The 20,970-nt window shown below is 70.1% G+C and carries 25 protein-coding genes; 22 read left to right on the plus strand and 3 right to left on the minus strand.

All coding sequences use genetic code 11. The features are described 5' to 3' along the window. Window positions 1-18 precede the first annotated feature (18 nt). The 17 genes from ACIRR9_RS47940 (at window position 19) to ACIRR9_RS48020 (ending at window position 12,724) form a co-directional block, all read left to right on the plus strand. Window positions 19-777, plus strand: coding sequence for a hypothetical protein (locus ACIRR9_RS47940; protein WP_403765833.1), 759 nt, complete (start codon window positions 19-21; stop codon window positions 775-777). Further along, a complete protein-coding gene (locus tag ACIRR9_RS47945; protein ID WP_403765836.1) occupies window positions 774-1,427 on the plus strand; it encodes a hypothetical protein in 654 nt (217 codons plus the stop codon). Before ACIRR9_RS47940 ends, ACIRR9_RS47945 begins: the two co-directional genes overlap by 4 nt. Before the next feature lie 395 nt (window positions 1,428-1,822). Next, a complete protein-coding gene (locus ACIRR9_RS47950; protein ID WP_403765839.1) occupies window positions 1,823-2,206 on the plus strand; it encodes a hypothetical protein in 384 nt (127 codons plus the stop codon). After that, window positions 2,203-3,006, plus strand: coding sequence for a DUF317 domain-containing protein (locus ACIRR9_RS47955; protein WP_403765843.1), 804 nt, complete (start codon window positions 2,203-2,205; stop codon window positions 3,004-3,006). Before ACIRR9_RS47950 ends, ACIRR9_RS47955 begins: the two co-directional genes overlap by 4 nt. Window positions 3,007-3,034: 28 nt before the next feature. After that, window positions 3,035-3,319: a hypothetical protein gene (locus ACIRR9_RS47960; protein ID WP_403765846.1), complete on the plus strand. Its 285-nt coding sequence runs from the start codon at window positions 3,035-3,037 to the stop codon at window positions 3,317-3,319. Next, a complete protein-coding gene (locus ACIRR9_RS47965) occupies window positions 3,310-4,128 on the plus strand; it encodes a DUF317 domain-containing protein (RefSeq protein WP_403765849.1) in 819 nt (272 codons plus the stop codon). The genes ACIRR9_RS47960 and ACIRR9_RS47965 overlap by 10 nt, the downstream gene beginning before the upstream one ends. A gap of 77 nt (window positions 4,129-4,205) precedes the next feature. Then, window positions 4,206-4,718, plus strand: coding sequence for a hypothetical protein (locus ACIRR9_RS47970; RefSeq protein WP_403765852.1), 513 nt, complete (start codon window positions 4,206-4,208; stop codon window positions 4,716-4,718). Window positions 4,719-4,756: 38 nt separating this feature from the next. Continuing rightward, window positions 4,757-6,547, plus strand: coding sequence for a type IV secretory system conjugative DNA transfer family protein (locus tag ACIRR9_RS47975; protein ID WP_403765854.1), 1,791 nt, complete (start codon window positions 4,757-4,759; stop codon window positions 6,545-6,547). Further along, window positions 6,544-7,098, plus strand: coding sequence for an XF1762 family protein (locus ACIRR9_RS47980; protein ID WP_403765857.1), 555 nt, complete (start codon window positions 6,544-6,546; stop codon window positions 7,096-7,098). Before ACIRR9_RS47975 ends, ACIRR9_RS47980 begins: the two co-directional genes overlap by 4 nt. Before the next feature lie 26 nt (window positions 7,099-7,124). Then, complete coding sequence (locus ACIRR9_RS47985) at window positions 7,125-7,634, plus strand: hypothetical protein (RefSeq protein ID WP_403765860.1); 510 nt, start codon at window positions 7,125-7,127, stop codon at window positions 7,632-7,634. After that, window positions 7,631-8,470 (plus strand): hypothetical protein, encoded by an 840-nt coding sequence (locus tag ACIRR9_RS47990; protein ID WP_403765863.1) that lies wholly within the window; start codon window positions 7,631-7,633, stop codon window positions 8,468-8,470. Before ACIRR9_RS47985 ends, ACIRR9_RS47990 begins: the two co-directional genes overlap by 4 nt. Beyond that, window positions 8,415-9,263, plus strand: coding sequence for a hypothetical protein (locus ACIRR9_RS47995; RefSeq protein ID WP_403765866.1), 849 nt, complete (start codon window positions 8,415-8,417; stop codon window positions 9,261-9,263). The genes ACIRR9_RS47990 and ACIRR9_RS47995 overlap by 56 nt, the downstream gene beginning before the upstream one ends. After that, window positions 9,260-9,988, plus strand: coding sequence for a DUF317 domain-containing protein (locus ACIRR9_RS48000; protein WP_403765869.1), 729 nt, complete (start codon window positions 9,260-9,262; stop codon window positions 9,986-9,988). Before ACIRR9_RS47995 ends, ACIRR9_RS48000 begins: the two co-directional genes overlap by 4 nt. A 19-nt stretch (window positions 9,989-10,007) precedes the next feature. Beyond that, complete coding sequence (locus ACIRR9_RS48005) at window positions 10,008-10,808, plus strand: hypothetical protein (protein ID WP_403765872.1); 801 nt, start codon at window positions 10,008-10,010, stop codon at window positions 10,806-10,808. 138 nt (window positions 10,809-10,946) lie between these two features. Further along, window positions 10,947-11,546 carry a hypothetical protein gene (locus tag ACIRR9_RS48010; RefSeq protein ID WP_403765874.1) on the plus strand — a complete coding sequence of 200 codons (600 nt, stop codon included), beginning with the start codon at window positions 10,947-10,949 and terminating at the stop codon, window positions 11,544-11,546. 14 nt (window positions 11,547-11,560) lie between these two features. Next, entirely contained in the window at window positions 11,561-12,133 is a 573-nt protein-coding gene (locus ACIRR9_RS48015) for a hypothetical protein (RefSeq protein ID WP_403765877.1), read from the plus strand. Between the two features lie 57 nt (window positions 12,134-12,190). Then, the gene (locus ACIRR9_RS48020) at window positions 12,191-12,724 is read left to right on the plus strand and encodes a tryptophan synthase subunit alpha (protein ID WP_403766020.1); all 534 of its coding nucleotides are present in this window, start codon (window positions 12,191-12,193) and stop codon (window positions 12,722-12,724) included. 22 nt (window positions 12,725-12,746) lie between these two features. On the opposite strand, the gene ACIRR9_RS48025 is transcribed toward ACIRR9_RS48020, so the two are convergent. Further along, window positions 12,747-13,373 carry a hypothetical protein gene (locus tag ACIRR9_RS48025; protein ID WP_403765880.1) on the minus strand — a complete coding sequence of 209 codons (627 nt, stop codon included), beginning with the start codon at window positions 13,371-13,373 and terminating at the stop codon, window positions 12,747-12,749. 492 nt (window positions 13,374-13,865) lie between these two features. Between ACIRR9_RS48025 and ACIRR9_RS48030 the strand changes: the two genes are divergently transcribed. The 4 genes from ACIRR9_RS48030 (at window position 13,866) to ACIRR9_RS48045 (ending at window position 17,049) form a co-directional block, all read left to right on the plus strand. Then, on the plus strand, window positions 13,866-15,137 hold the full coding sequence (locus tag ACIRR9_RS48030) for a DNA cytosine methyltransferase (protein ID WP_403765883.1): 1,272 nt from the start codon (window positions 13,866-13,868) through the stop codon (window positions 15,135-15,137). Next, window positions 15,137-16,258: a DnaB-like helicase N-terminal domain-containing protein gene (locus ACIRR9_RS48035; RefSeq protein ID WP_403765886.1), complete on the plus strand. Its 1,122-nt coding sequence runs from the start codon at window positions 15,137-15,139 to the stop codon at window positions 16,256-16,258. The genes ACIRR9_RS48030 and ACIRR9_RS48035 overlap by 1 nt, the downstream gene beginning before the upstream one ends. A 65-nt stretch (window positions 16,259-16,323) precedes the next feature. Next, window positions 16,324-16,602, plus strand: a complete 279-nt coding sequence (locus ACIRR9_RS48040) for a hypothetical protein (protein ID WP_403765889.1) — start codon at window positions 16,324-16,326, stop codon at window positions 16,600-16,602. Window positions 16,603-16,614: 12 nt separating this feature from the next. Further along, a complete protein-coding gene (locus ACIRR9_RS48045) occupies window positions 16,615-17,049 on the plus strand; it encodes a DUF317 domain-containing protein (RefSeq protein WP_403765892.1) in 435 nt (144 codons plus the stop codon). 180 nt (window positions 17,050-17,229) lie between these two features. Here the strand turns inward: ACIRR9_RS48045 and ACIRR9_RS48050 are convergent, their stop codons facing one another. Then, the gene (locus tag ACIRR9_RS48050; RefSeq protein WP_403765895.1) at window positions 17,230-17,946 is read right to left on the minus strand and encodes a hypothetical protein; all 717 of its coding nucleotides are present in this window, start codon (window positions 17,944-17,946) and stop codon (window positions 17,230-17,232) included. Between the two features lie 503 nt (window positions 17,947-18,449). Between ACIRR9_RS48050 and ACIRR9_RS48055 the strand changes: the two genes are divergently transcribed. Then, window positions 18,450-19,073, plus strand: a complete 624-nt coding sequence (locus ACIRR9_RS48055) for an SMI1/KNR4 family protein (protein ID WP_403765898.1) — start codon at window positions 18,450-18,452, stop codon at window positions 19,071-19,073. Between the two features lie 50 nt (window positions 19,074-19,123). On the opposite strand, the gene ACIRR9_RS48060 is transcribed toward ACIRR9_RS48055, so the two are convergent. Further along, a complete protein-coding gene (locus ACIRR9_RS48060) occupies window positions 19,124-20,497 on the minus strand; it encodes a NucA/NucB deoxyribonuclease domain-containing protein (RefSeq protein WP_403765901.1) in 1,374 nt (457 codons plus the stop codon). Between the last annotated feature and the right edge of the window lie 473 nt (window positions 20,498-20,970).

Raw genomic sequence — 20,970 nt, forward strand, 5'->3', positions numbered from 1 at the left:
CAACTGCCCAAGGACACCATGCACGACCACGACACCTCCGAGCGCCTCGCCTCCTACGCCGACGTTCTTGCCGGTGAACTCCCCGACACCTGGACCAGCTCCTACCTGGCGCCGGATGCCAAGGACGACCTCGCCGAACTCGCCGACCGCATATGGGACCTGGACCTGGTCGCCGCCTCCCTCGCCGAGCACCCCCTGCAGCAGGCCGCCGTCCTGAGCCGGCCGGACGGCGCGCAGCTCGTCATCCTGGACCGGCACGACGAGCGCGACGGATTCCTCGTCGCCGCCGTCGCCCCGGCCGATCTGCCCGACGAGGCGTACCGCGCTGTCCCCGAGCCCAACGGCATCGCCCTGGCCGACGACCCGTTCCTGGGCGCCGAGCAGGTCGCCGGTGACCTGCTCGCCCGCTACGACCGCGCCCTCGCCCAGGCCCGCCAAAACGCCCTGGGCCACATCCAGCCCTCTCAGCCGGACCGGGTCGTCCTGACCTGGCAGCCGGACGGCAGCATCGCCACCGCCCCCGCCGACGACCGCTCCAGCGCTGTCCTGATAGCCCACGGCTTCGTCCATGACCCACAGAGCGGCATCTACCGCCTGAGCGGTGACGACACCCAGGCCCAGGCCCGGACCCTGCGCGAGATCGGCCCGCGTCTGGACGCGCTCGGCATCGGCACCGCTCTGCAGCATCCCGCGGGCCGGACCACGCCCACCGCCGCGCCCGCCACCGCGCCGCCCGTCCCCGCCAACTCGCGCACGACGACCGCCCGGTCTCGGTGACGCAGGCAGAGCCCGACTTCTGGGTGCTGGAGTACGTCACCATCACCAGGGACCCCCGCACCGGCCTGGTCGTGGCCGTCGGCGGCACCGAGCAGGCCGCGGACATTCTCCAGCGAACCGGCGGCTTCCTCTCCGTCCCCGGACCGCGCGGGGACTATCACCGACTGCCGCACGGCCTGCCCCTCGAGCAGCAGCGACTGAAGGCGACCGCCGCCTCGCACGCTCTGCTCGCCGCCGCGCACAGCGTCCACCTCGACCCCGCGCTGAACATGCTGGTCGCACCGGACGGTGAACGCGAGGCCGCCCTGCGCTACCTGGCGGGACTCGCCGAGCGAGCCGCTACTGCCACCACCGGCAGCGAGGTGGCCGAGGTCCTCACCGAGATCGCCGCCCCCGTCCAGGGACTGCTGCCCCTCGTCAGAGAAGTCGTCGTCCGCGTCTGGATCGCCGCAGACGACTTCCAGGAGGCCGCGCCCGTCAGGAAGACCGATCCCCTCGCGCGGCTCGGAAGCACCGCCGACTCCATGAGCGAGGCCGCGCGCGCCATCCTCCACGCCCGCAACCACGCCGCACGCCCTGGACAGCGGCCGGCCACTGCCTCACCACCGCCGGCGGGCCGCGTCCGGCCTGCGGAATCGCGCCGCCGCTGACCGCGGAGTACCTCACGGCCAGCCTGGCCGGCGGATGCGGCAAGGACGTCGAGACCTACATCAAGGCCCTGACGACCAATCGGTTCCCCCCTTTGTCTGCGGCGTCGGCCGCCGCACCCCGTGTGGCGCCTGGGCGGTCCCGGCACCGCGCCGGGACCGCCCCCTCACCACCCCCGACCCGGAGAAACCCGTAGCAACCCGCACACCCCCACCGATCAGCGCCCGGCTCAAGCCCCGACTCGCCACGGCCCTCTTCCGCCGCTATCTGCGCGCCTGCATTCCGACCGGCCCCGACCGCACCTCCCCGGTGGCCGGCGGGCGTCCGGAGGCCGTCCTCGCCGAGACACAGCGCGTCGGGCAGCGCCACCCCTGACCGCCCACCGACCCGGAGGAGCATGACCCACCCCGTCCCCTACCCGGTGCAACTGGCCGACGCTATCGCCCGCCAGCTCGGCCAGCTCGCCGACCACCTCTCGCAGCTTCCCCCGCCCCAGGCCGCGCAGGTCATCGCCCGCGTGCTCGACCCGGACAACGGAGTCCTCGGCGGCGTCACCCATCTCGTCGCCACCGGCAGCGTGTTCGCCAAGGACCAGGCAGAGCGCGGCGCGCTCCCCGCGGAGGTGTGGCTCGCCCTGGGCCGTGCCTCGAACGAACTGAGCGACATCACCCTCGACCTGGACGAACACACAGACACCCTCCGGCGCGTCGGCGCCCAGCCCGCCACTACGGCGGCGAAGCCTCCGGCGCCCGCACCGCTCGTCGTGCGGCGCCACCGGTGAAGAAGAAGCAGTGGCACGGCTGGGGACCCGGCGAGCAGGCTGAGCAGCACTACCTCGTCCAGCCCCGTGCCCTGGCCGGTGGCGGTGATGTCCGGCACGTCTCGGAGTTCCTGCGCGCCTCCGGCTGGCGGGACAAGTCCAAGGCAGGCGGCCCCCTGTGCATGGAGAGCCCGGGCCGCACCGTCCGTGTCGCCTACGACCCCTACAGCCTGCCCGGCGGATGGACCATCCACGGCCGGGCGGAGAGGGCGAACGGCGAGTGGTCCGCCCAGCTGGGCAGTCAGACCCCGGTGGAGATCCTCGCGGGCATGACCGACGCCCTCACCCGTCCCCGTGCCGCCCACGCCCCCAACATCTGGGCCCCGTTGCTGGAGCAGGACTGGCAGACGCGGTTCGAGGGCCAGGACTTCACGGCGACGAGCCCCGAGGGCACCGCGTGGATGCAGTACCGGCAGAGCCCCGACGGGGCGGCGACGTGGTGGTCCGGAGCGCAGGACACGCAGGGCAACGGCTGGACGGCCACCTTCACGCCGAACACCCCGATGCACCTGGTGCAAGCCTTCTCCAGCGAACTCGCCAGCCCGGACCCCGTGTTGCGCCCGCGCGGACGCGTGCCGATGAGCGCGCAGATCCGTACCTGGTCGGTGTCCGTGAAGCCCTCCGAGCTCAGTGCCTGGCAGCAGGCCCGCATCACGGCGGCCCGCGCCGCCGCTTGGGCCAGCAACAGCGCCCACGGCACCAGGCCGAGCGCCGCCGCCCGCCCCTACACCCTGGCCGGTGGCGCACGCATCCGCCGCTGACCGCGACCGTCCCACCCTAAGGAGCCCGATGCCCGCACTGGCCCCGGACACGATCCGTACCCTGCCCGAAACGCTCGCGGACCTCGCCGACTACCGGCGCGAGAGTCCCGACCCTGCACAAGCCCTCGCCCGCGCGGTACTGGAGAACCCGGACACCCTGTGCACACCGGGGGGCGACTTGCTGATCACCGAGCTGCGCACGGCCGCGTGGGAACTGGCCGACCAGCACACCCTCCACGACGTGCTGGACGATCTCCGCTACCTGTACGGCAGTTCACCGACCAGCGAGCAGGAGTCCTGCCTGTGCCGCTGAGCGAACGACAGCTCGCCTCCTTCGCCGACAAGCACGCCTGGCAGATCCCCTTCGACACCAGCCCCCGCCATCTCGCCGGTCCCGGCGACGCACGGCACATCACCCACGGGCTGGCCGTCGCCGGATGGCAGCGCACCTCCGACCCGCTCAGCCCCGAGATGGTGCTCACCAGCCCCGACCACCGCTACAGCCTCGGCTTCGATCCGGGAGCCGGCATGTCCGCCTGGTGGCGGCTGTGGGCAGAACGCACGGACAACGAACACGGCTGGTACGCCCACTTCGGCGAACTCGCCCCCGCCGAGATCATCTGCGGCCTCACCGACGCCCTCGTCACCCCCACGCCCCCAGCAGACACCACCCCTCTGGACGTGCTCGACGCCGCGGGCTGGCTCATCGACGCCCAGGGCGCGGCCAGTTCGCCGGACGGAACGTGCCGCATTGAACGGCATGCCGAAGAACGCGACGACTCCGAGGTGTCCTGGCACATCCAGGTGCGCGATCCCGACCGAGGCCGCTACGGACCCCGCCTGTGGGAGGCACGGTTCGCCGCCCGCACACCCCGGCCACTCGTCAACGCCTTCGTCACCACGCTCGCCGACCCCAACCCCCTGCAGCGCGGCATGCACGATCGCACCGCCCACTACAGCGTCGTCCAGAAGCCCAGCCCGCTCACCCCCAAGCAGGTAGTCGCAGCACACACCGCCCGGCTCGACACGATCCGGGCGAGGGCGCGCGCCGCCAGGCGCCAGCACAGCCGACCCTCCACGCATCCTGCCCCAGACGCCACCCGGACACCGGCACGCCGCTGACCTGGAAGGACACCCCGCCCATCCCCCTCTTCGACCACCACGCACACCGCGTCCTGCTGCGCCACCTCGACCACTACGTGCGGGACAGCAAGAAGATCCTCGACGCCTGGGACACCTACTCCGACGAGCACACCGACCTCGACGGCTGGCCCTACGACGAATACGCCTACGGCCTGCGCGCGAGCCAGCGCGACGCGGACACCGCCGAAGCGTTCGAGCCCCTCCGCTACGGCGCCCGGCACCTGCTGGCCACCGCCGAGACACAGCTGACCCAACTACCGCAGAAGACGGTCCAGAGCCGCTGGGTCTACCAGCTGGGCCTCCTGCACACAGCGTTCGACCGGCTCGACGAACTGCACCAGCAATGGCTGCTCACCCGCGACGCCCTCCCCGCCACCGCCACGCCCGGCACCCCGGACTTCGACGACGCCCTCGCCGAACACCACGCCGAATCTTGGAGCTACCTCGACGACTGGGCCACCCACGGCACAGCGCTCCGGGAGATCAACACCGCAGCCCGCAAGGCCCCTTCTCCTCTGGTCCCCGCATCGGTCCTCGCACCCGTCCGGCGAGCCCTGGCCCGGAAGTGACCATGCCCCCGACTCCCGCGACCGGAAGCATCTAGCTCTTGCCCCCTTCCTCCTCCAGCAGCAACACCAACGGATACGACCTCGTCCTGCGCTTCCTGCTCGGCGGGCTCGCCATCGTCGTCCCCCTCGCCCATCTGGCCTGGCTGTGCGGGAACATCACCGCCTATCTCACCGGCACCAGCTGGGCCCCCTACCAGCCGACCAGCGCCCTGCTCCACCCCGAGCAGGTCTGGCCCACCGCAGGCGAGACGTCCCTGCTGATCGGTGCCCGCATCGTCCCCGTCCTCCTGCTCCTCGCCCTCGGAGCGGGGGCAGGCGTCCTGTGGGCCCGGCACAAGAACCGAAGCGGAGGACGGAAGAAGATCACCGACATGGCCAAGGCCCGGGACATCGAGCCGCTGATGGCCAAGGCGATCACCGACAAAGCCCGCTCCCTGCGCCCCAGCCTGAAGGACGCCAAGCACATCGACGCGAAGGACACCGGCATCCTCCTCGGCAACCTCCAGGGCAGCCGCCACGATGTGAGGATGGGGTTCGAGGACGTCGCCGTCGCGATCATGGCCCCGCGTTCCGGGAAGACCACCTCGCTCGCCATTCCGTCCATGCTCGGCGCACCCGGCCCGGTCCTGCTGACGTCGAACAAGGCCGCCGGCGACGCCTTCACCACCGCCTACGAGGCGAGGGCCCGGGCGGGGGCGGTGTGGACCATGGACCCGCAGCAGATCGCGCACGCCGAACGCTCGATGTGGTGGAACCCGTTGGCCGGCGCGAGAACCCTGGACGGGGCGAACCGGTTGGCCGGACACTTTCTGGCCGCAAGTGTCGATGCGTCCCAGCAGGGCGACTTCTGGTCGAAGGCCGGCAGCAACATCCTGTCCCAACTGCTGCTGGCTGCAGCGCTCGACGAGCGCCCGATCACCGACATCATGCAGTGGCTCGCCTTCCCCGCCGACCGCACGCCCCTCGACATCCTGCGCGACCACAAGTTCACCGCCGTCGCCGCGCAGCTCAAGGGCACGGTGGAGGGGCCGCCCGAGACCCGGGACGGCATCTACGAGACCGCCCGGCAGTACGCCTCCGCGCTCCTGAACACGGAAATCGCCGCGTGGGTGACCCCGCAGAAGGACGTCCCGGAATTCAGGCCGGAGCAGTTCGTCACGTCCACCGACACGCTGTTCCTGCTCAGCAAGGACGGCGGAGGCGGCGCCTCGGCGCTGATCGCCGCGTGCGCGGACTCGGTGATGCGGGCCGCGACTGCGCAAGCCGAACGCGCCGGCGGGCGTCTCGATCCTCCGATGCTGGCGATCCTCGACGAGGCCGCCAACGTGTGCAAGATCAGCGACTTGCCGGACTTGTACTCCCACCTCGGTTCCCGCGGGATCATCCCGATCACCATCCTCCAGTCCTACCGTCAGGGCCAGAAGGTGTGGGGGGACGCGGGTATGGACGCCATGTGGTCCGCCTCGACCGTCAAGGTGATCGGCTCCGGGATCGACGACCCGGACTTCGCCGACAAGCTGTCCCGCCTGATCGGTGACCACGATGTGGAGACCACGTCCACCTCGCACTCGGAGTCCGGCAAGAGCACGTCGGTGTCGATGCGGCAGGAGCGGATCCTGCCCGCCGACGCGATCCGTGCCCTGCCCAAGGGCACGGCCTTGTGTTTCGCCACCGGCATGCGCGCGGCCATGCTCGACCTTCGCCCGTGGTATCGGGAGCCGGGCGCGGAGGCGCTGTCCGCGGCGTCCGCCCGCGCATCGCAGGCGATCACTGCCCGCGCTATCGCCAAGCACACGCCGACGCAGTCCGACTTCCAGAAGGCCGTGTGAGCGGCACCCTGCTGCACTTGGTGCCGGTCCGCTCTCGCCAGGCGAAGGAGTTCGTGCGGACCTGGCACCGCCACCACCCGCCGCCCGCAGGACAGATCTTCGCCGTCGGCGCCGCCGACGAGTCCGGCGTCCTGCGCGCCGTCGCGATCGTCGGCCGGCCCGTTGCCCGCCACCTCGACGACGGCGCCACCCTCGAAGTCACCCGGACCGCCGGCGACGGCACCCGCAACGCCAACTCGCTGCTCTACGGGGCATCGTGGCGCGCGGCGAAGGCCCTCGGGTACCGGCGCCTGGTCACCTACACGCAGGACGGTGAGAGCGGCGCTTCACTGCGCGACGCCGGGTGGCACATTCGCCAGCCGCCCGCCCCGGGCCGGATGACACACCCCCTCCCGCCCACGGTCCGGCCACGGCAACGACCACGTCGCCCGTCTGCTGTGGGAAGCCCCTTGACCGAGCCCGCTCCCGCACGGCAACGGGCCGACCGTCCTCCATCTTCCCGTACTACCCCCGCCCCGCCCCCGGAGTTGTCCTGTACACCGTCGACCTGACCGAACACACCCGCCTTCTCGGCGAAGTGGCCCCCGCCCTGCAGGAGTTGTCCGCGCAGGCAACACGGATCCGGGAGGGCGAGATCGCCAAGCCCGTCCGAGAGATCACGCCTCTGAGCCTGCAGGTGCACGAGCTGGCGATGCAGTGCACACGCCAGCTCCACGACCTGTCGGTCAGCCAGTACCCCGCGATGGAGGGCGGCGCCGACAACCTGGCGCACCTGGCCGGCGCCTGCGCTCAGATCTCCCTGGCCGCCACGCTGTGCAACCTCGCCATCCACCACCGCACCGAGATCCTGCTGTCCCAGGACGCCGACTCCACCCCCGCGACCAGCCGTGACCAACTCCGCCGCGCAGGTGACGAGATGCAGCGAGCGGCCACCACCTACCGTGCCGTGGCTCGGCACCTCTCCCGCCGCCTCGCCTCGTTCTCGGAGCGCGCCGAGGACCGGCAGCTCATCGCCGACGCCCGCCGGCACAGCCCACAGCAGGCCCCCGCCACGTCACCGGTCCCCGCCACCCGGCGCCGCGTATGACGACACCACCGGCCGAGGGCCTCCTGTTCGACGTGGCCGCCCCGCCGACGCCCATCGAGCGGCTGCTGCTGCTCGCGGACCAGTACGTGCAGCACAACGACATGCTCGACCGGCTTCTGCGGGCCGGGCCAGCGTCGGAGCCCGACGCCCACGCCGGCTCCGCAGAGCAACTCGCCGCCGCGACCCACATCGCGATCAAAGCGGTCGCCGACGAACGCCTCTTCCACAGCCACGAATTGTCGGACGCGGTGGTCCGCCTCCAGCAGCTCGCCTTCCTGAGCAGCGCATCCGCGGACCACGGGCCCCACACGGCCCGCACGCTGACCGCCCTGGCACCCGAGGCCGCCATGGGGTGCGCCGGCACCCTCGCCTACGAGATACGGCACCGACGCGGCAGTACCGGCAACGTTCCGCACCACCGGCTGACCTCCACCCACCGCACCGCCTTGTGGGAGATCGGCTGCGGGAACGTCGTGGCCATCAGTTCCCTGGGCCGGCAGTACGTCCACTACCGGGACGAGCGCGTGCTGATCGGCACGCTGCGGTCGCTGGAAGCGGACGGCCTGGCCGAACGCGTGCCGAAGTCCGCGCCCTCCGCCTACATCGGTGGACCGCTCCAAGACCGCGTACGTCTCACCGCGGCCGGCACCACCGCCCTGGCCGCCGCCATCAGCAGCCCGCACAGCGCCAGGCCCCCGGCACGACACCCGCGCCCGCTCCCGCCATCGCGGAGTCAGCCGCCCGGACCCGCTGACCGATCCCCCGGAGTCACACCACCCCATGCCTCTGCTCGACTTGGCAGAACAGGTACAACAACTGCGCACGTTGGCACGTGAGTTCGAGGCTCTGCACGCTCGCGTACGGGACCTCTCCTATACCCCCGGCACCGACGCACTGCGCCAGATCAGCCCGCTCCTGCTCAAGGCCCAGGACCTGACGGCCACCGTCCTCGTCCACCTGGGCACGCTCGAATCCAGCGCTTACACCAGCGTCGGCGGGAGCCGCTCCAGCCTGGAGTGCCTGTCCTCGGTCGCAGTCGCCTCCACCTTGGCCGGCAACGACCTCGCCAGCGCGCTGTCGGTCAACGCTTACGACGGTGCGCCGTTCCCCGGCTATCCCGCGGACGATGCCTCCACGCGCGCCGCTCGCCAAACCGCGGCCATCCCGAAGATGACTGAGCACCTCGCCGACGCCGCCCACCAACTGAACCTGAGCGCGACCGGATGCCACTACGTCGCCACCGGCATCACCCGCGACCTTGACGCCGCACGCGAGGAAACGGTCTCCCCGCAGGCAGCTTCCGCCCCCGCACTGACCCGCACCCAGTACGACGCCCTCAAGGCCCTCGCCCTCGGCGGCGGACATCTGTATGAGAGTGCGCAGTGGGGGCCGGGCGCGACCCGTGTCGCCACCGGGGACGGGACCCGCATCTCGATGGCCACCTTCGGGGCCCTGAACAAGCGCGGACTCGTCGGCCGGGACATGAGCACCCGCCTGTCGCGCGGACAGAAGATCACCGTCACCAAGCTAGGACGCCAGGCTCTGAGCAGTCCGCGCCCCGCAGCCACGACGGCTCAGCCCGCACGGGCCGCCGCCGCACCTCCCACAATCCAGGGCGCACGCCGGTGACGCGCTTCGCGCCCCACGCCCGCGTCCTGGTCTCACCGCGCCATCTCGCGGGCGCCGGAATCGACCGGCTCGCCGACGCGATCGGCCCGCTGATCCACCTCTTCGGCTGGCCGAACGAACACGACCGTGCAACCGGCCGTATCACCGTCAACACCCCCGACAGCAGCCTGTTCGTGACCTTCAACTCTCGCCACACACAGGGGCAGTGGTGGTCGGTCGCTCACCATGATCCGTTCTGGGAGGCCCGGTTCACGCGGCAGACCCCGATCGAGGCCATCGCTGCCGTAACCCAGGCGCTGCCCCAGCTGGCCGGCGACTTCCGCCACTCCGACCGGATCCCGCTCACGACCAGCACGCTCGCCGAGATCGCCGAACTGAACCACTGGCGCCATGAAGGCAGCGGCACCTTCACCTCGCCCGACGGTCACTGCCGCCTGCAGCACGCCCCGGCGCAGGAGACCCCGTGGCGCTTCCGGCACCACGTGTACGACGGCTTCGGCACCCACTGGGACGCCTCCTTCACCCAGGACACCCCGGAACGGCTGGTCGCCCAGTTCTTCGCCCATCTCTCGACGACTGCCCCGGTCGAGCGCGCCTTCCGCGATGTCCCCCACCTCGTGCAGGACTTGGACTCCGCGGTCATCACGCCCGTCCGCGGAGCCGTCGTGAACCCGCACGTGCACCATGCCGCCGCCCAGCTCGACCGTGCCGTGCCCCGTCGCTGAACGGAACCCTCCACCCCCGATGACCAACCCGACCGTCCCCGCCGAGCACCTCCTCGCTCTCGCCGCGGACTTCACCCGGCACAACGACGCCTTGGCCGAGATCCGGCTGACCGCCGGCGGCCCCGCCACCGCCCTCAACCACCAGACCTCCCTCACCCAGCACCTGAGCGACTCGGCGCTGCACATCGTGGACGTCCTCAACGAGCAGCCGATGTACCACAGTCCCGCGATCCACGCCGTGTACGCGCGGGTCAAGCAGCTCGCCCAGCTGACCGTCACCGCGGCCGACCATCTCCTGAATGCCGCGGACATCCTCGAAGTGACCCGCGCCGGGATCCCCGTCCACGACGACGGTCTGCTCCTGACCTCCCGGCAAGCCCTGGATGAGGCCCGCAGCCGCCTCACCCTCGTGCGGGACCTGACCGCCCTGGGCACCACGGACGCGCTGGCCACCGCCGAGCTGTTCGTCGCCGAACGGCGCCGCCGGGGCGCCCGCCCGCTGCACCAGCCGCCTGCCCTGTCGACCGCTCAGGGCGTCGCTCTGCGTGCCGTCGCGCTCGGCGCGGTGACGATCACCGATGACAGGCCGATCATCCGCAGCGACGGCGTCCGCGTCTCCATCAGCACCATCCGCTCCCTGGAATCCCGGGGCCTGGTGACCCGCGAGCCATGCCCACGGCAGCACCACGACGAGCGGGTCCACCTCACCACCGACGGATCCCGCGGCCTGGCTGCCACCTTCGGCCTTCCCCGGCCCACCGTGCCCACCGTCGCACGGCCCGCGAGCCGCCCGACCGTGGCACGCGCAGCAACCCGTTGATCCACCTACCCCTCCCCACGTCACGCACCTCTGCCGCCGCCCGACCAGCGGTCCCGCCAGTCCGCTCCGGCCTGCGGTGCCCGAGGCCGTCTCCCGTAGACGGCCCGCACCGGCCGACCACCGCCCCCTTGGATCGCCGTGTCACTTCTGGACATCCCCGATGTGTTCATCGGGTCCACCGACGACGGGCACACCTTCGTCGTCCTCAACCGCCCCATCCGCGACGCCGACCGGCTGCTGACCGAGGCCGGCTTCCTCGCCCACGAACACCACGGTCGCAAGCTCTACCTCCTGCCGCCTGGCACCACGCGGGACGCGCACGAGCGCGCCGGAATCGCCATGTACGGGCTCCTGGCCCACACCCACGACCTCATCGACCTCTCCTGGACGACCCGCTGGAGCCCCGGCCCTCCGGCAGACGATCCGGACCTGCACTTCCAGTTCCGTGACGGCAGCGTCGCCGTGACCGCCAAGACCACCGCCGCCCGTTCCCTCCTGGAGCAGCACGGCTTCACTCCCACGGCAGACGGCTCGTCGTACCGCCCGCGGGACGGCCTGGACGAGCGCGGACTGCTCGGCGCTGTCACGGCCGCCGAGACGCACGCATACGCCCACGGTCTCAGCGCCCGCGTCGGCCTCGGCATCCCCACACCCGCCGACATCCCTCCAGCGGGCCGCCAACTCGCTGCCGCCACCGGCCCACTGCCCGCGCCGCCGGCCCGTCGCCGCACTCGCTGACCACCTTCACAACGGTGATCGCCGCGACCCCGATGGGAGTTGCCACGTCCCCCAGCAATCCGACCGCACATGATCTCGCCCGCGCCCTCGCCGACCAGCTCCACCCCGGTGCCGCTCCCCGCGACGTGACCGTCAGCTTCAACGCCCGCCGACAAGCCCCCGCCGAGTACCGCGACCGCGGCCGGGGCGGGCCGGTGACGGTCTACGCCCAGGCCCTGCACGCCACCCTCTACGGCCTTCCCGCAGACGACGAGCCGCTGCCCGCCGCCTTGGACGCGCTCCAGCAGGCCACGCACACCACTACTGCCCCCGAGCAGGAGACCGCAGTGCTGCGGCAGGTCGCCGAACAGCTGCGCAACGCCGCCGAGATCATCCAGCGCTACCAGTACCGAGCCCAATGGGACCGGCTCCCCGCCGACATCGCCACGCAGCTCCAGGACGCCCACGAACAGGCCGGGCAGATCGCCCGGGCCCTGGACCGCGTAGCACCCGCCTTCAGCAACCGGCCCGTCCCGCACCGCAGTCGCAGCCTCAGTACCGCCGCCCTCGCGACCACCCCGACTCCACCAGTGGGACGGCACCGCTGACCCCGGCACCGTCTCACCGCCGGGAAAGGCACCATCTCCCTGACCGCCTCCGATTCCCTGCGCACCCTCCTCACCCAACCCCGTTGCGCGCTGGGCGTGTTCGTTCCCGCCGGCCTGCACCCGCCCACCGCCGAGCGGCGCCACCTCGTCCAGATCGTCGACGCGGGTGCCGACCTGTTCGAAGTCGGGCTTGCCCACCACGACGCCCACCTCGACGGACCCGTCATCCAAACGGCCTACCGCCACGCCCTGAGCCGCGGGCAGATCCTCGACCGCACCCTCCGCGCGGCCGAGCATGCCGCCCGTCTGCGGCCGACCGTCGTCATGACGTACTGGGAGCCCGTCAGCCGGCACGGCCCCGAGCACCTGGCCCGCCAGTTCGCCGACGCCGTCACGGCCCTCGCGCAACGGCTCGCCGACATTCCAACCCCGGCTGGCCCCACGCCCACGGAACTGGGGACCGACGCCGCTTTCATCCCGCTCACCCAGCTCATGGGCACTGCCGGCCGACGCATGAGCTCTGGCGTGGTGGCCACAGAAGTACCAAAAGACAGGTGCGGGACGATGGAGAGAAAGCAATCCAACGGATAACGCCGCCCAGCCGAAAGCGCAGCTAGCGGTGCATTACTTCCTGCCCAGCCGAACCGTGGCGGAGATCCCGGATCAGCACATGTCCGGAGCCGGTAGGCGCTGAGCAGTGCGGGCCATGCAGGTCAAGGTTCTTGAGATCCGTGGGGAGGACAAAGTCCGGACCGACATGCGTCGGGTCGAAGACGAAGGCCACCTTCGTGCCGCTGCCTTTCGGCGAATCGAATTCCCTGGGACCAGAGAGTGGGCGAATACCGACGAGGTCCTGGCCAAAGCCACGTCCTGCAGACCACATCTCGATCGTGACCCGTTCAGACAGCGCCGCCGCGGCCGCCAACAGCCACCACTCAGAACCCAGGAGAGAGTCGAAGTAACCCAGGGCGGGGGCATCCGAGCCGTCCCAAGCATGAGGCTGGTCCATGACGATGGTGAAGCTGAGATCACCAGTGATCTCAACGACAGCGCGCAGAGTGTGCTCCGCAGCAACCCTTGTTGCCGGATGAAGCGCGTGGCGCGCCACGGCGCACAGCACGTGGACCGACAGCCTCGAATCTCCCCGCCCGACCCCGAAGTACATGCCCATCCGCCTGCGCACTGCGGCGTCGAACTCCAAAACCTCGATGTCAGCCACGTCGTATGAGTGCTCCGTCACGACCACACGCTACCGACCCGGCTGCCTGAACTGAAGGCGCAGGAGACGTCCCTTGCCTGCACCTGAGGCGCGTCCCTCCTGCTGCTCTCATCGCCCATCACCAAGGTCCATCGCCCCCAATCGAAAGGTCACAGCCCTGTCTCAATTCTCAATAACTTGCCCATTTCACCGAAATGCCCAGTGGCGGCATAGCAGGGACACCTCTCCGTCCGAGTGGGCGGACGTCGTCGAATTCGACGAAGCGATCCGGCAGGGCAATGCCCGTGCCAACGCGTCGGGCAGCCGGCTCCTGGGCGAGGCGTTCCTTCACCGCTCCCGCGTCCCGCTGAGCCAGGCACCGATCGACCACGTCACCGCAGCCGAGCGAGCCGCCCAGCAGATCAGCATGGACGAGGCCGACCTCCTGGAGAACGGCGTCGAGGACGGCTGCTCGCCCTGGGCCTGCCGGGGCGAGGCCGACGCACTGACGCAGGACGGCTTCGGGCTGGCCACGTGATACTCGACCTCTTCGCGGGGCCGGGCGGCTGGAGCAGAGCACTGCACGTCCTGGGCGTCCGCGACGTCGGGCTGGAATGGGACCCGTGGGCGTGCAAGACCCGTTCTGCGGCGGGGCAGTTGACGGTCCGGACCGACGTGGCCCGGTATCCGACCTGGCCGTTCGTCGGCCGCACCCACGGTGTGATTGCCTCCCCGCCGTGCCAGGCGTGGAGCATGGCCGGCAAGCGCCTGGGCCTGCTCGACCAGCCGCTGGTGCACGCGGCGGTCGAGGACCTGGCCTCCGGTCGCGACACCCGCGAGCGCCTCCTTGCCGCGTGCCGTGACGAGCGCTCCCTGCTCGCCGCCGAACCGATGCGCTACCTGCACGCGTTGAACTCGGTGGGCGAGCCCGACTGGGTCGCGATGGAGGAGGTGCCGGACGTCCTGCCGCTGTGGAAGCAGTACGCGGCCGTGCTGCGCGGGTGGGGGTTCTCGGTCTGGTGCGGGGTCCTCAACGCCGCCGACTTCGGCGTCCCGCAGACCAGGAAGCGGGCCATCCTCCTGGCCTCCCGGGTCCGGACCGCGCACCCGCCCACGCCCACGCACGCCCAACTCGCTGAGCCGGACTCGTTGTTCGGTCCGGGCCGCGCCCGCTGGGTCAGCATGGCCCAGGCCCTGGGGTGGGGGGCGACCGACCGGCCCGTACCCACCGTGTGCGCGGGCGGCGGACCCGGCGGCGGACCCGAACCCTTCCCTTCGGGCTCCCGCAAGACGCTGTCCGACGCCCGGGAGCGCGGCACGTGGACACCCCGGCCGGACAGGACGGTCCTGCAGTCCCGTCGTGAAGGCACCGGCCGGGCGGCCAGGCACAGCACACAGAAGAACGGTGCCGCCGACACTCAGGCGCCAATGTTCACCACCGAGGCCCACCACTGGTCATGGTCCCTGCGCAGCAACAACCAGACCAACGCCACCGTCCGGTCCATCCAGGAACCGGCCGGCACCCTGTTCTTCGGACACCGAGCAAACGAGTGCACCTGGGTCGCCGAACCCGCCTCACCGCCGACCACAGAAGCCGATGCGCCGGCCGTTCCCGAGCCGATCCGGATCACCGCCCAAGAAGCCGGACTCCTGCAGACCTTCCCCGCCGACTACCCCTGGGCCGGGAACAAGGGCCAGCAGTTCTCGCAGATCGGCAACGCCGTCCCGCCGCTGCTCGCCGGCCATCTCCTCGCCCCGCACCTCGGCGTCCACCTCGACCCCGACGACTTCACCCTCACCGCCTGATGCCCCACACCCCCGAACCCGAAGACGACCACACCGTCTACGCCAGCGCGCCGCCGCAGCCGGTGTTCCACGTCGAGCAGGCCCTCCTCGGAGCCCTCCTCCTCGATCCCCGCCTCCTCGGTGACCTGACCGGCATCACCGCCGACTCGTTCTCCACCGCAGCGCACACGGCTGTGTTCGCCGCGATCAGCACCCTGCCGCCGCCCGACCCGGCCGAGCACGCGAAGAACGCCACCTGGCTCAACCTCGTACTCACCGCGGCACGCCAGCAGGCGCGCGGGCTGACCGCCTCCGACCTGCACGCCCTCGTCCAGGTCTGCCCCTGGCCCCGCCACGCCCCCGCCTATGCCCGGATGGTCGAGGCCGAACACGCTCGCCGCCGCCTTGAGACAGCCGCGGAATACCTCGTGCACACCGTCCACGACGCCTCCCTCCCCCACCCCGTCCAGACGGTACTCACCGAGACCGACGCGCTCGCCACGCTCGTGGACGACATCGCAGCCCGCTTCCCACCACGCGCAGGAGTCCTGCCCCGCACCGCGGCCCCGCCGCCACCCGCTGCACCCGACTACACGGAGGCCATCGAGGAGGAACGGCTGCTGCTCGCGACCGCCACCGCCTACCCGGCCGGCATCGACGCCGTCCCGTGGCTGCTCCCCGGCGACCTCGTCGTGCCGCTGCACGCCGGCCTGTGGCAGTGCCTGACCTCCCTGGCCCGCCGACAGGAGCCCGTCGACCCCGTCACCGTCCTGTGGGAAGCCCAGCAGCGCGGCCTCCTCGACGACGGAAGCGATCCTGGTGAGGTGCTGCGGATGCTGGCCGAACCGGCGGCATCCGTGGAGCACTGGGGCGAGCGCGCCCTGCAGCGTTCCCTCCTGACCACCGCCGAGCACACCGGCTGGCGCATCTCGGCGTACGCCGGCGACCCGGCGAACACCCCCTTCCAGCTTGTCGTCGGCGCCCGACGCGCCCTCGCCGACATCAGCGCCGTCCGCACCCGCTGGCAGCACGCCACCACAACGGCCCCACCGCCACGACCGCGACCGACGCCCACCACCCGCGCCGGCCCACCCACCACCACAGCCGTGCACGCCACCCGCCCCGTGCGAGCAGCCCGATAGCCCCCGCATACTCCGGTGGCCGGACCCGAAGGCCCGGCCACCGGCAGAACAGACGAGGCCCGCACATGACTCCCGCCATCGACGCCCACGTCCGCCTCGATATCCACCCCACTCACCCGAGCGCTGTGCAGGCCGTCTTGACCGGCAGCCAGGCTCACGTCGCCCTCGTGACCCTGGAGGCTGCCGAGTGGAGCGTCGCCGCCACCAACGTCCTGGTCCTGGCCCGCATAGATCACGAGGAGCCCCACTGGGCCATGGATGCAGCCGAGCATCTGCGCGCCGAGGGCATCGCGGTGGAGATCACCCCTCGGCACCAGGAGACCATGAACGAGGAATGGACCTGAGCCGACTACCCGATGCCGTGGTGCACCCGCAGCGAGATCCGCGAGGTCTCCAACCAGGCGCAGAAGATCCACGACGACATCCGCCACGGCCACCTCCTCATCCACGCCGGCTGGGAGCACACCGTCGACGGACGCTGGATCCGGTGGACAAACCCCTCCCGAGACGCAGGCATCCGGTTCGACGCATTCGCCGCCCACCAGCCGAACAGCAACCTCACCACCTGGACCCTCTGGTCCGGCCCCAGCACCGACCACCCCACCTGGACCGTCACGGCCTCCCCGTACACCCCCAGCTCACTGCTGGCCGACCTCGCCGAGACGCTCGCCCACGACACCGGCACCCGCCACGCCCAGCCCGCAGGCCGCGCACGAAAGACCAGCCTCACCACCAGCCCGCCAGCCACTGCGCCCGTCACGGCCGGTGCAGCGGCCAGCCGGTCACGCTGACCACCGACGACGCACGAGGGCGGGGCAACATAGCGCGGGATCGCCGGTTGGCCAAACCGGCGATCCCGCGCACCATAGACAGTCCACCGCCATGCCCTGCCCGCCCGTCGAAAGGCACCGCCCACGACCGCAGACACAGCACGAAGCGCAGCCCGCCAGGAGACAGACAGCGGCAGCCGATCACGCCGCCGCGTAGCTCGCCCGGAACAACTCCTGCGCCCGCTCCACGTCCCGCACCGTACGGAGCTGCACCTCCAGATCACCTGTCCCGTGGTGCCCGAGACCCGACACATCCCGGGTAAAGCCCGGAACCAGGTCGACGCCCTTCGGGTCGACCTTCAGGTAGACCAGCAGCTTGCTGCGCTGCGGCGGGCACAGGCAGGCGAAGTTCCGCAGCCGCTGGTACGCCCGGTAGGTCTTGTGGTCGACCCGGTTCACGCCGTCCCCGAGCCCGAGCAGAACCTCGTCGACCGCACCCGCCAACTCCGCCATCGCCGCGCCCTCCACATCGGCCGCCGCCCAGGCAACCGCCTGGCGCCCTGCCCGGCGGGCCACCGGCATGCCGCCGCTCACGGAGGCCACGGTCTCAAGCCCGAGCAGGTCGTCGCCGAAGAGCCGGTAGCGGACCAGGTCGATCGACCTCCGGTGCTCGCGCACGGCATGCACGTCGTAACGGGTGAAGTCGCCGGCGATGCAGATCAGCCGCGGGCCGCTCCACAGGACCTGGGACGCGGCCGTCACCCCGAGCCGGTCGCGGACCAGGTGCTCGAACTCGGCCCGGTGGTCCATCAGCCACGCCAGGTAGAACAGGCCCTGGTTGATGACGCCGGCATCCGTACCGCGCTTGTACTCGATATTACCGACCGCGGGAGCTCGTGAACCGGCCCTGAACTGCAACGATTCTAAGGCTACATGTCCGTGATGATGAGTTGGGGCCGTTGCTGTAGCTCGTCCGACTGGCTTCGTGGCTCGGTCCGTTCGCTCGGCTGGCTGTGACGTCGTTCAGCGGCCCCGCGATATTGGCCACTTGGCCCCGGGCAGTTGCAGATCACCGGGTGACGTTCCGAAGCGGCCCCACTGACACCCACCTGCGGGCACGGCCACCAGGAGGGGCCACTGCAGACCGTCATCGAACATCTGTCGGCGCCACCGATGGCCAATTCGGTGGGGCCGATCGCCGACGTCGAAGCTACGCTCGGCGGTGGAGGGGTCGTGGGGCGTTTGTTGCATACATCCTCGTAGGAGCGCAGGATGCCTGGGGTCGGGTGCCCCCCACCATGGCTCGTCGAACCCGTTATGCATTGAACGACTCAGTCGAAGTGACGACACGTGGCCACTTCGCACCATGTCAGGTGCTGAGAATGGCGTACACGATCATCGCCAGGTAGCAGGATGACACCATGACGACGACACTCACCGATGCCTGGGCACGTGTGCGAACGGCTCTGGACGCGCATGCTCCCTCGACAGCACGTACTGTCCGGGCACCGGCGGCCATGGGCGACATATCTGAGGCTCAGTCCGTGATGGGGCAGACGTTCCCCGATGCGGTCAGGGATCAGCTGTTGCTTTTCGACGGGGCGGAGCCGAATCCAGTCACAGGCGTTTTGCTGCCACCCTTGTACATCCCTGTCGGCATCCATCGGATGCAGATGCTGTGGCAGCGCAAGCGTGCCGTCTCAGCAGCCCCGGCCAGCAGAGAGGATGCCGTAGATATTGCCGGAGAGTCTTGTCGGGAATTTCATCCGCTCCTGGTACCTATCGGGGACGACACGACGGGAGACCTGCTGGTGGTGGACAACAGGCCCGGTGAGCTCCGTGGGAGTGTCCTGACCTGGAGCAAGGCCGACGGCTTCTTTGGCGCGCCCACCTGGCACAGTGTGACCGAAATGTGGGCCGATGTAGCGAGCGCGCTGGAGACCGGGTCAGTTCAAGGCGCCGAATATGAGGATGATCCTCACATGACCCGCAACGGGTGTGCTGCGGTGTTCACCGCTGACGGAATTCTTGAATGGGAGTTCTAGCGAGGCCGGTCTGTTCCCGGCCGTCGCAGGCCGGGAACAGACGATAGCTATCAGGGGATGATCACCACATAGAACTCGTCGTTGGGTCCGTCGATGATCCGGTTGTCTGCGTAGTAGGACGCAAGCTGGCTGCCGCCTGCGCCGTTTTCGGTGCCGTCGATGGCCAGCGCCGAGAAGTTGTTTTTGGGCTTGGTTGGCTCATAGATGGACTGGGCCGATCCTTCATAGGTTGAGGCGAACGGGTACTCGTCGCACTCCAGCCCTTTCGACGCGTAGAAGGGGGTTGCGAGTGTGCATACCTTCACGGCCTCACGCCGGTTTGCGTTGTATCTGTTCAGGTTCGTCTGGTTGATGCTTTTCTGTAGTCGGTGCAGCGGGTCGCTGGCGCTCTGGCCTGCCACGTGCTTCGAGGGATTGGCCGGCAGGGTGTTCTGCGGCTGCGTGAAAGCCGTGTTGATGTGGGAGGCTACCGCGCGTTCCGGGGCAGTACTGGCGGTGCTGTAGCGCAACGGGGAGACGTCGTAGCTCAATTCGGCGCCCCCGCTGTGCAGCAAGTCCGTGGGCTTGTAGTTGGGAAGGTAGGGGGAATTGTCCCAGCGCAGCCCGAACGAGGAGAATTTCCACTCAGCCAGCGGGTTGGTCTCGACCCAGCCCGGCGGCCACTCGGGTACGAACCTCATGTTCCAGACCGCCCATATGCCATCGTCGGGGGCGAGGCCCTGCCCGGGCGCGGCGTTGGTCGATATCATAAAATGCGGGTTCGCCTTGAGATCGGCCACCGTCGTCGGAGTCGGGTTGAGGCCCCCCTGCCCCAGCGTCACACCGTCGGGAACCGTGGGGTGGTTCACCGAGGTGCCCACGAGCGTTTCGTCGATCGCGTTGACGCCCGTTGCGTAGAAGTCCGAGAAGTAGTAGTCGAACTTGATGTCCCGCGAGTTGGCCGACACCGTCGCGATGGCGCTGACCGTCATCTGCGAGAAGCCAACAACTTTCCCGTTTTGGTGCCAGTTGGCAGAAAACCACTTCGACTCGCACATCGCGAAGCGGGACGCGATCCACATGCTTGCGTCAGCGGCGGTATGTTCCTTGCATTCCGCGAGCGTCATCGTCCTCTTCGGCGCGTCCGTCACGGTGGGGCTCAACCGGGCGCCGGACTTCCCGGCTGTCCCTGCACTGGCATTGGGCACATCCCCTCGCAGGGACGCCGGACCGATCCTGCGGACGGTGTCGCTCTTGATCGCCCTGTGCCGCTGCGTCAACCCCGCAGCCTCGGGAGTTTCACCGGCCTTCAGCCGTTTGAAGATGGTGCCAGGGGACTGCGTCGGAGCGTCCGTTACGTAGGCGTCGACCGTCATCGCGTCGGCGTGAGGCGCCGCCTGCGCGGCTGAGGTCCCCAGCAGCGCTAAGGCCATCGCGGTCAGCAAGATTGCGAGCGTGTGTCTGAGACTGCGCATGTGATCCTTCCGTGAGACAGGAGCCGACGAGCAGGTCCCTGCCAAGATCTCCCAACAGGAATTAAACGTACGCCAGTTCGACTCTCGGCGCCGCAGGTTTTGCTGCCGACGCAGGGGACGGGAGAGTGAACCAGCCATGATCGACAGCAGTGACCTGACAGCAACATCTGGCTGCTGTGCGTGACGGGTTATCGCTGAGTCCCTCTCGTAACCAAACCAGCTGAGGGCGACGGTAACGATGTCGCAAGAAGCGCATCTTGACGTCGGTGTTGGATTCCTCGGGCAGGACCCGGATCGCGCCCATGAGCTTGTTGAACTGCGCTTGGACAGCGGTAGTTCAACGGCCTGCGGGTTTGTTGTGCGGCACGTGGATGCCGGACGGAGCGCCCTCGTACCCCCTGTCCCATTGGTGGGAGTTCGTCAACGGCGGCCCGGTCGGTGGG

Source organism: Streptomyces sp. NPDC101234 (genome assembly GCF_044767525.1).
GTDB lineage: Bacteria > Actinomycetota > Actinomycetes > Streptomycetales > Streptomycetaceae > Streptomyces > Streptomyces sasae.

Coding starts and splice junctions, on each gene's coding strand:
- ACIRR9_RS48045 (WP_403765892.1), top strand. CDS start 16,615: ATGCCGTGGTGCACCCGCAGCGAGATCCGCGAGGTCTCCAACCAGGCG.
- ACIRR9_RS47990 (WP_403765863.1), top strand. CDS start 7,631: ATGACGACACCACCGGCCGAGGGCCTCCTGTTCGACGTGGCCGCCCCG.
- ACIRR9_RS48005 (WP_403765872.1), top strand. CDS start 10,008: ATGACCAACCCGACCGTCCCCGCCGAGCACCTCCTCGCTCTCGCCGCG.
- ACIRR9_RS48035 (WP_403765886.1), top strand. CDS start 15,137: ATGCCCCACACCCCCGAACCCGAAGACGACCACACCGTCTACGCCAGC.
- ACIRR9_RS47950 (WP_403765839.1), top strand. CDS start 1,823: ATGACCCACCCCGTCCCCTACCCGGTGCAACTGGCCGACGCTATCGCC.
- ACIRR9_RS47995 (WP_403765866.1), top strand. CDS start 8,415: ATGCCTCTGCTCGACTTGGCAGAACAGGTACAACAACTGCGCACGTTG.
- ACIRR9_RS47960 (WP_403765846.1), top strand. CDS start 3,035: ATGCCCGCACTGGCCCCGGACACGATCCGTACCCTGCCCGAAACGCTC.
- ACIRR9_RS48055 (WP_403765898.1), top strand. CDS start 18,450: ATGACGACGACACTCACCGATGCCTGGGCACGTGTGCGAACGGCTCTG.
- ACIRR9_RS47940 (WP_403765833.1), top strand. CDS start 19: ATGCACGACCACGACACCTCCGAGCGCCTCGCCTCCTACGCCGACGTT.
- ACIRR9_RS48040 (WP_403765889.1), top strand. CDS start 16,324: ATGACTCCCGCCATCGACGCCCACGTCCGCCTCGATATCCACCCCACT.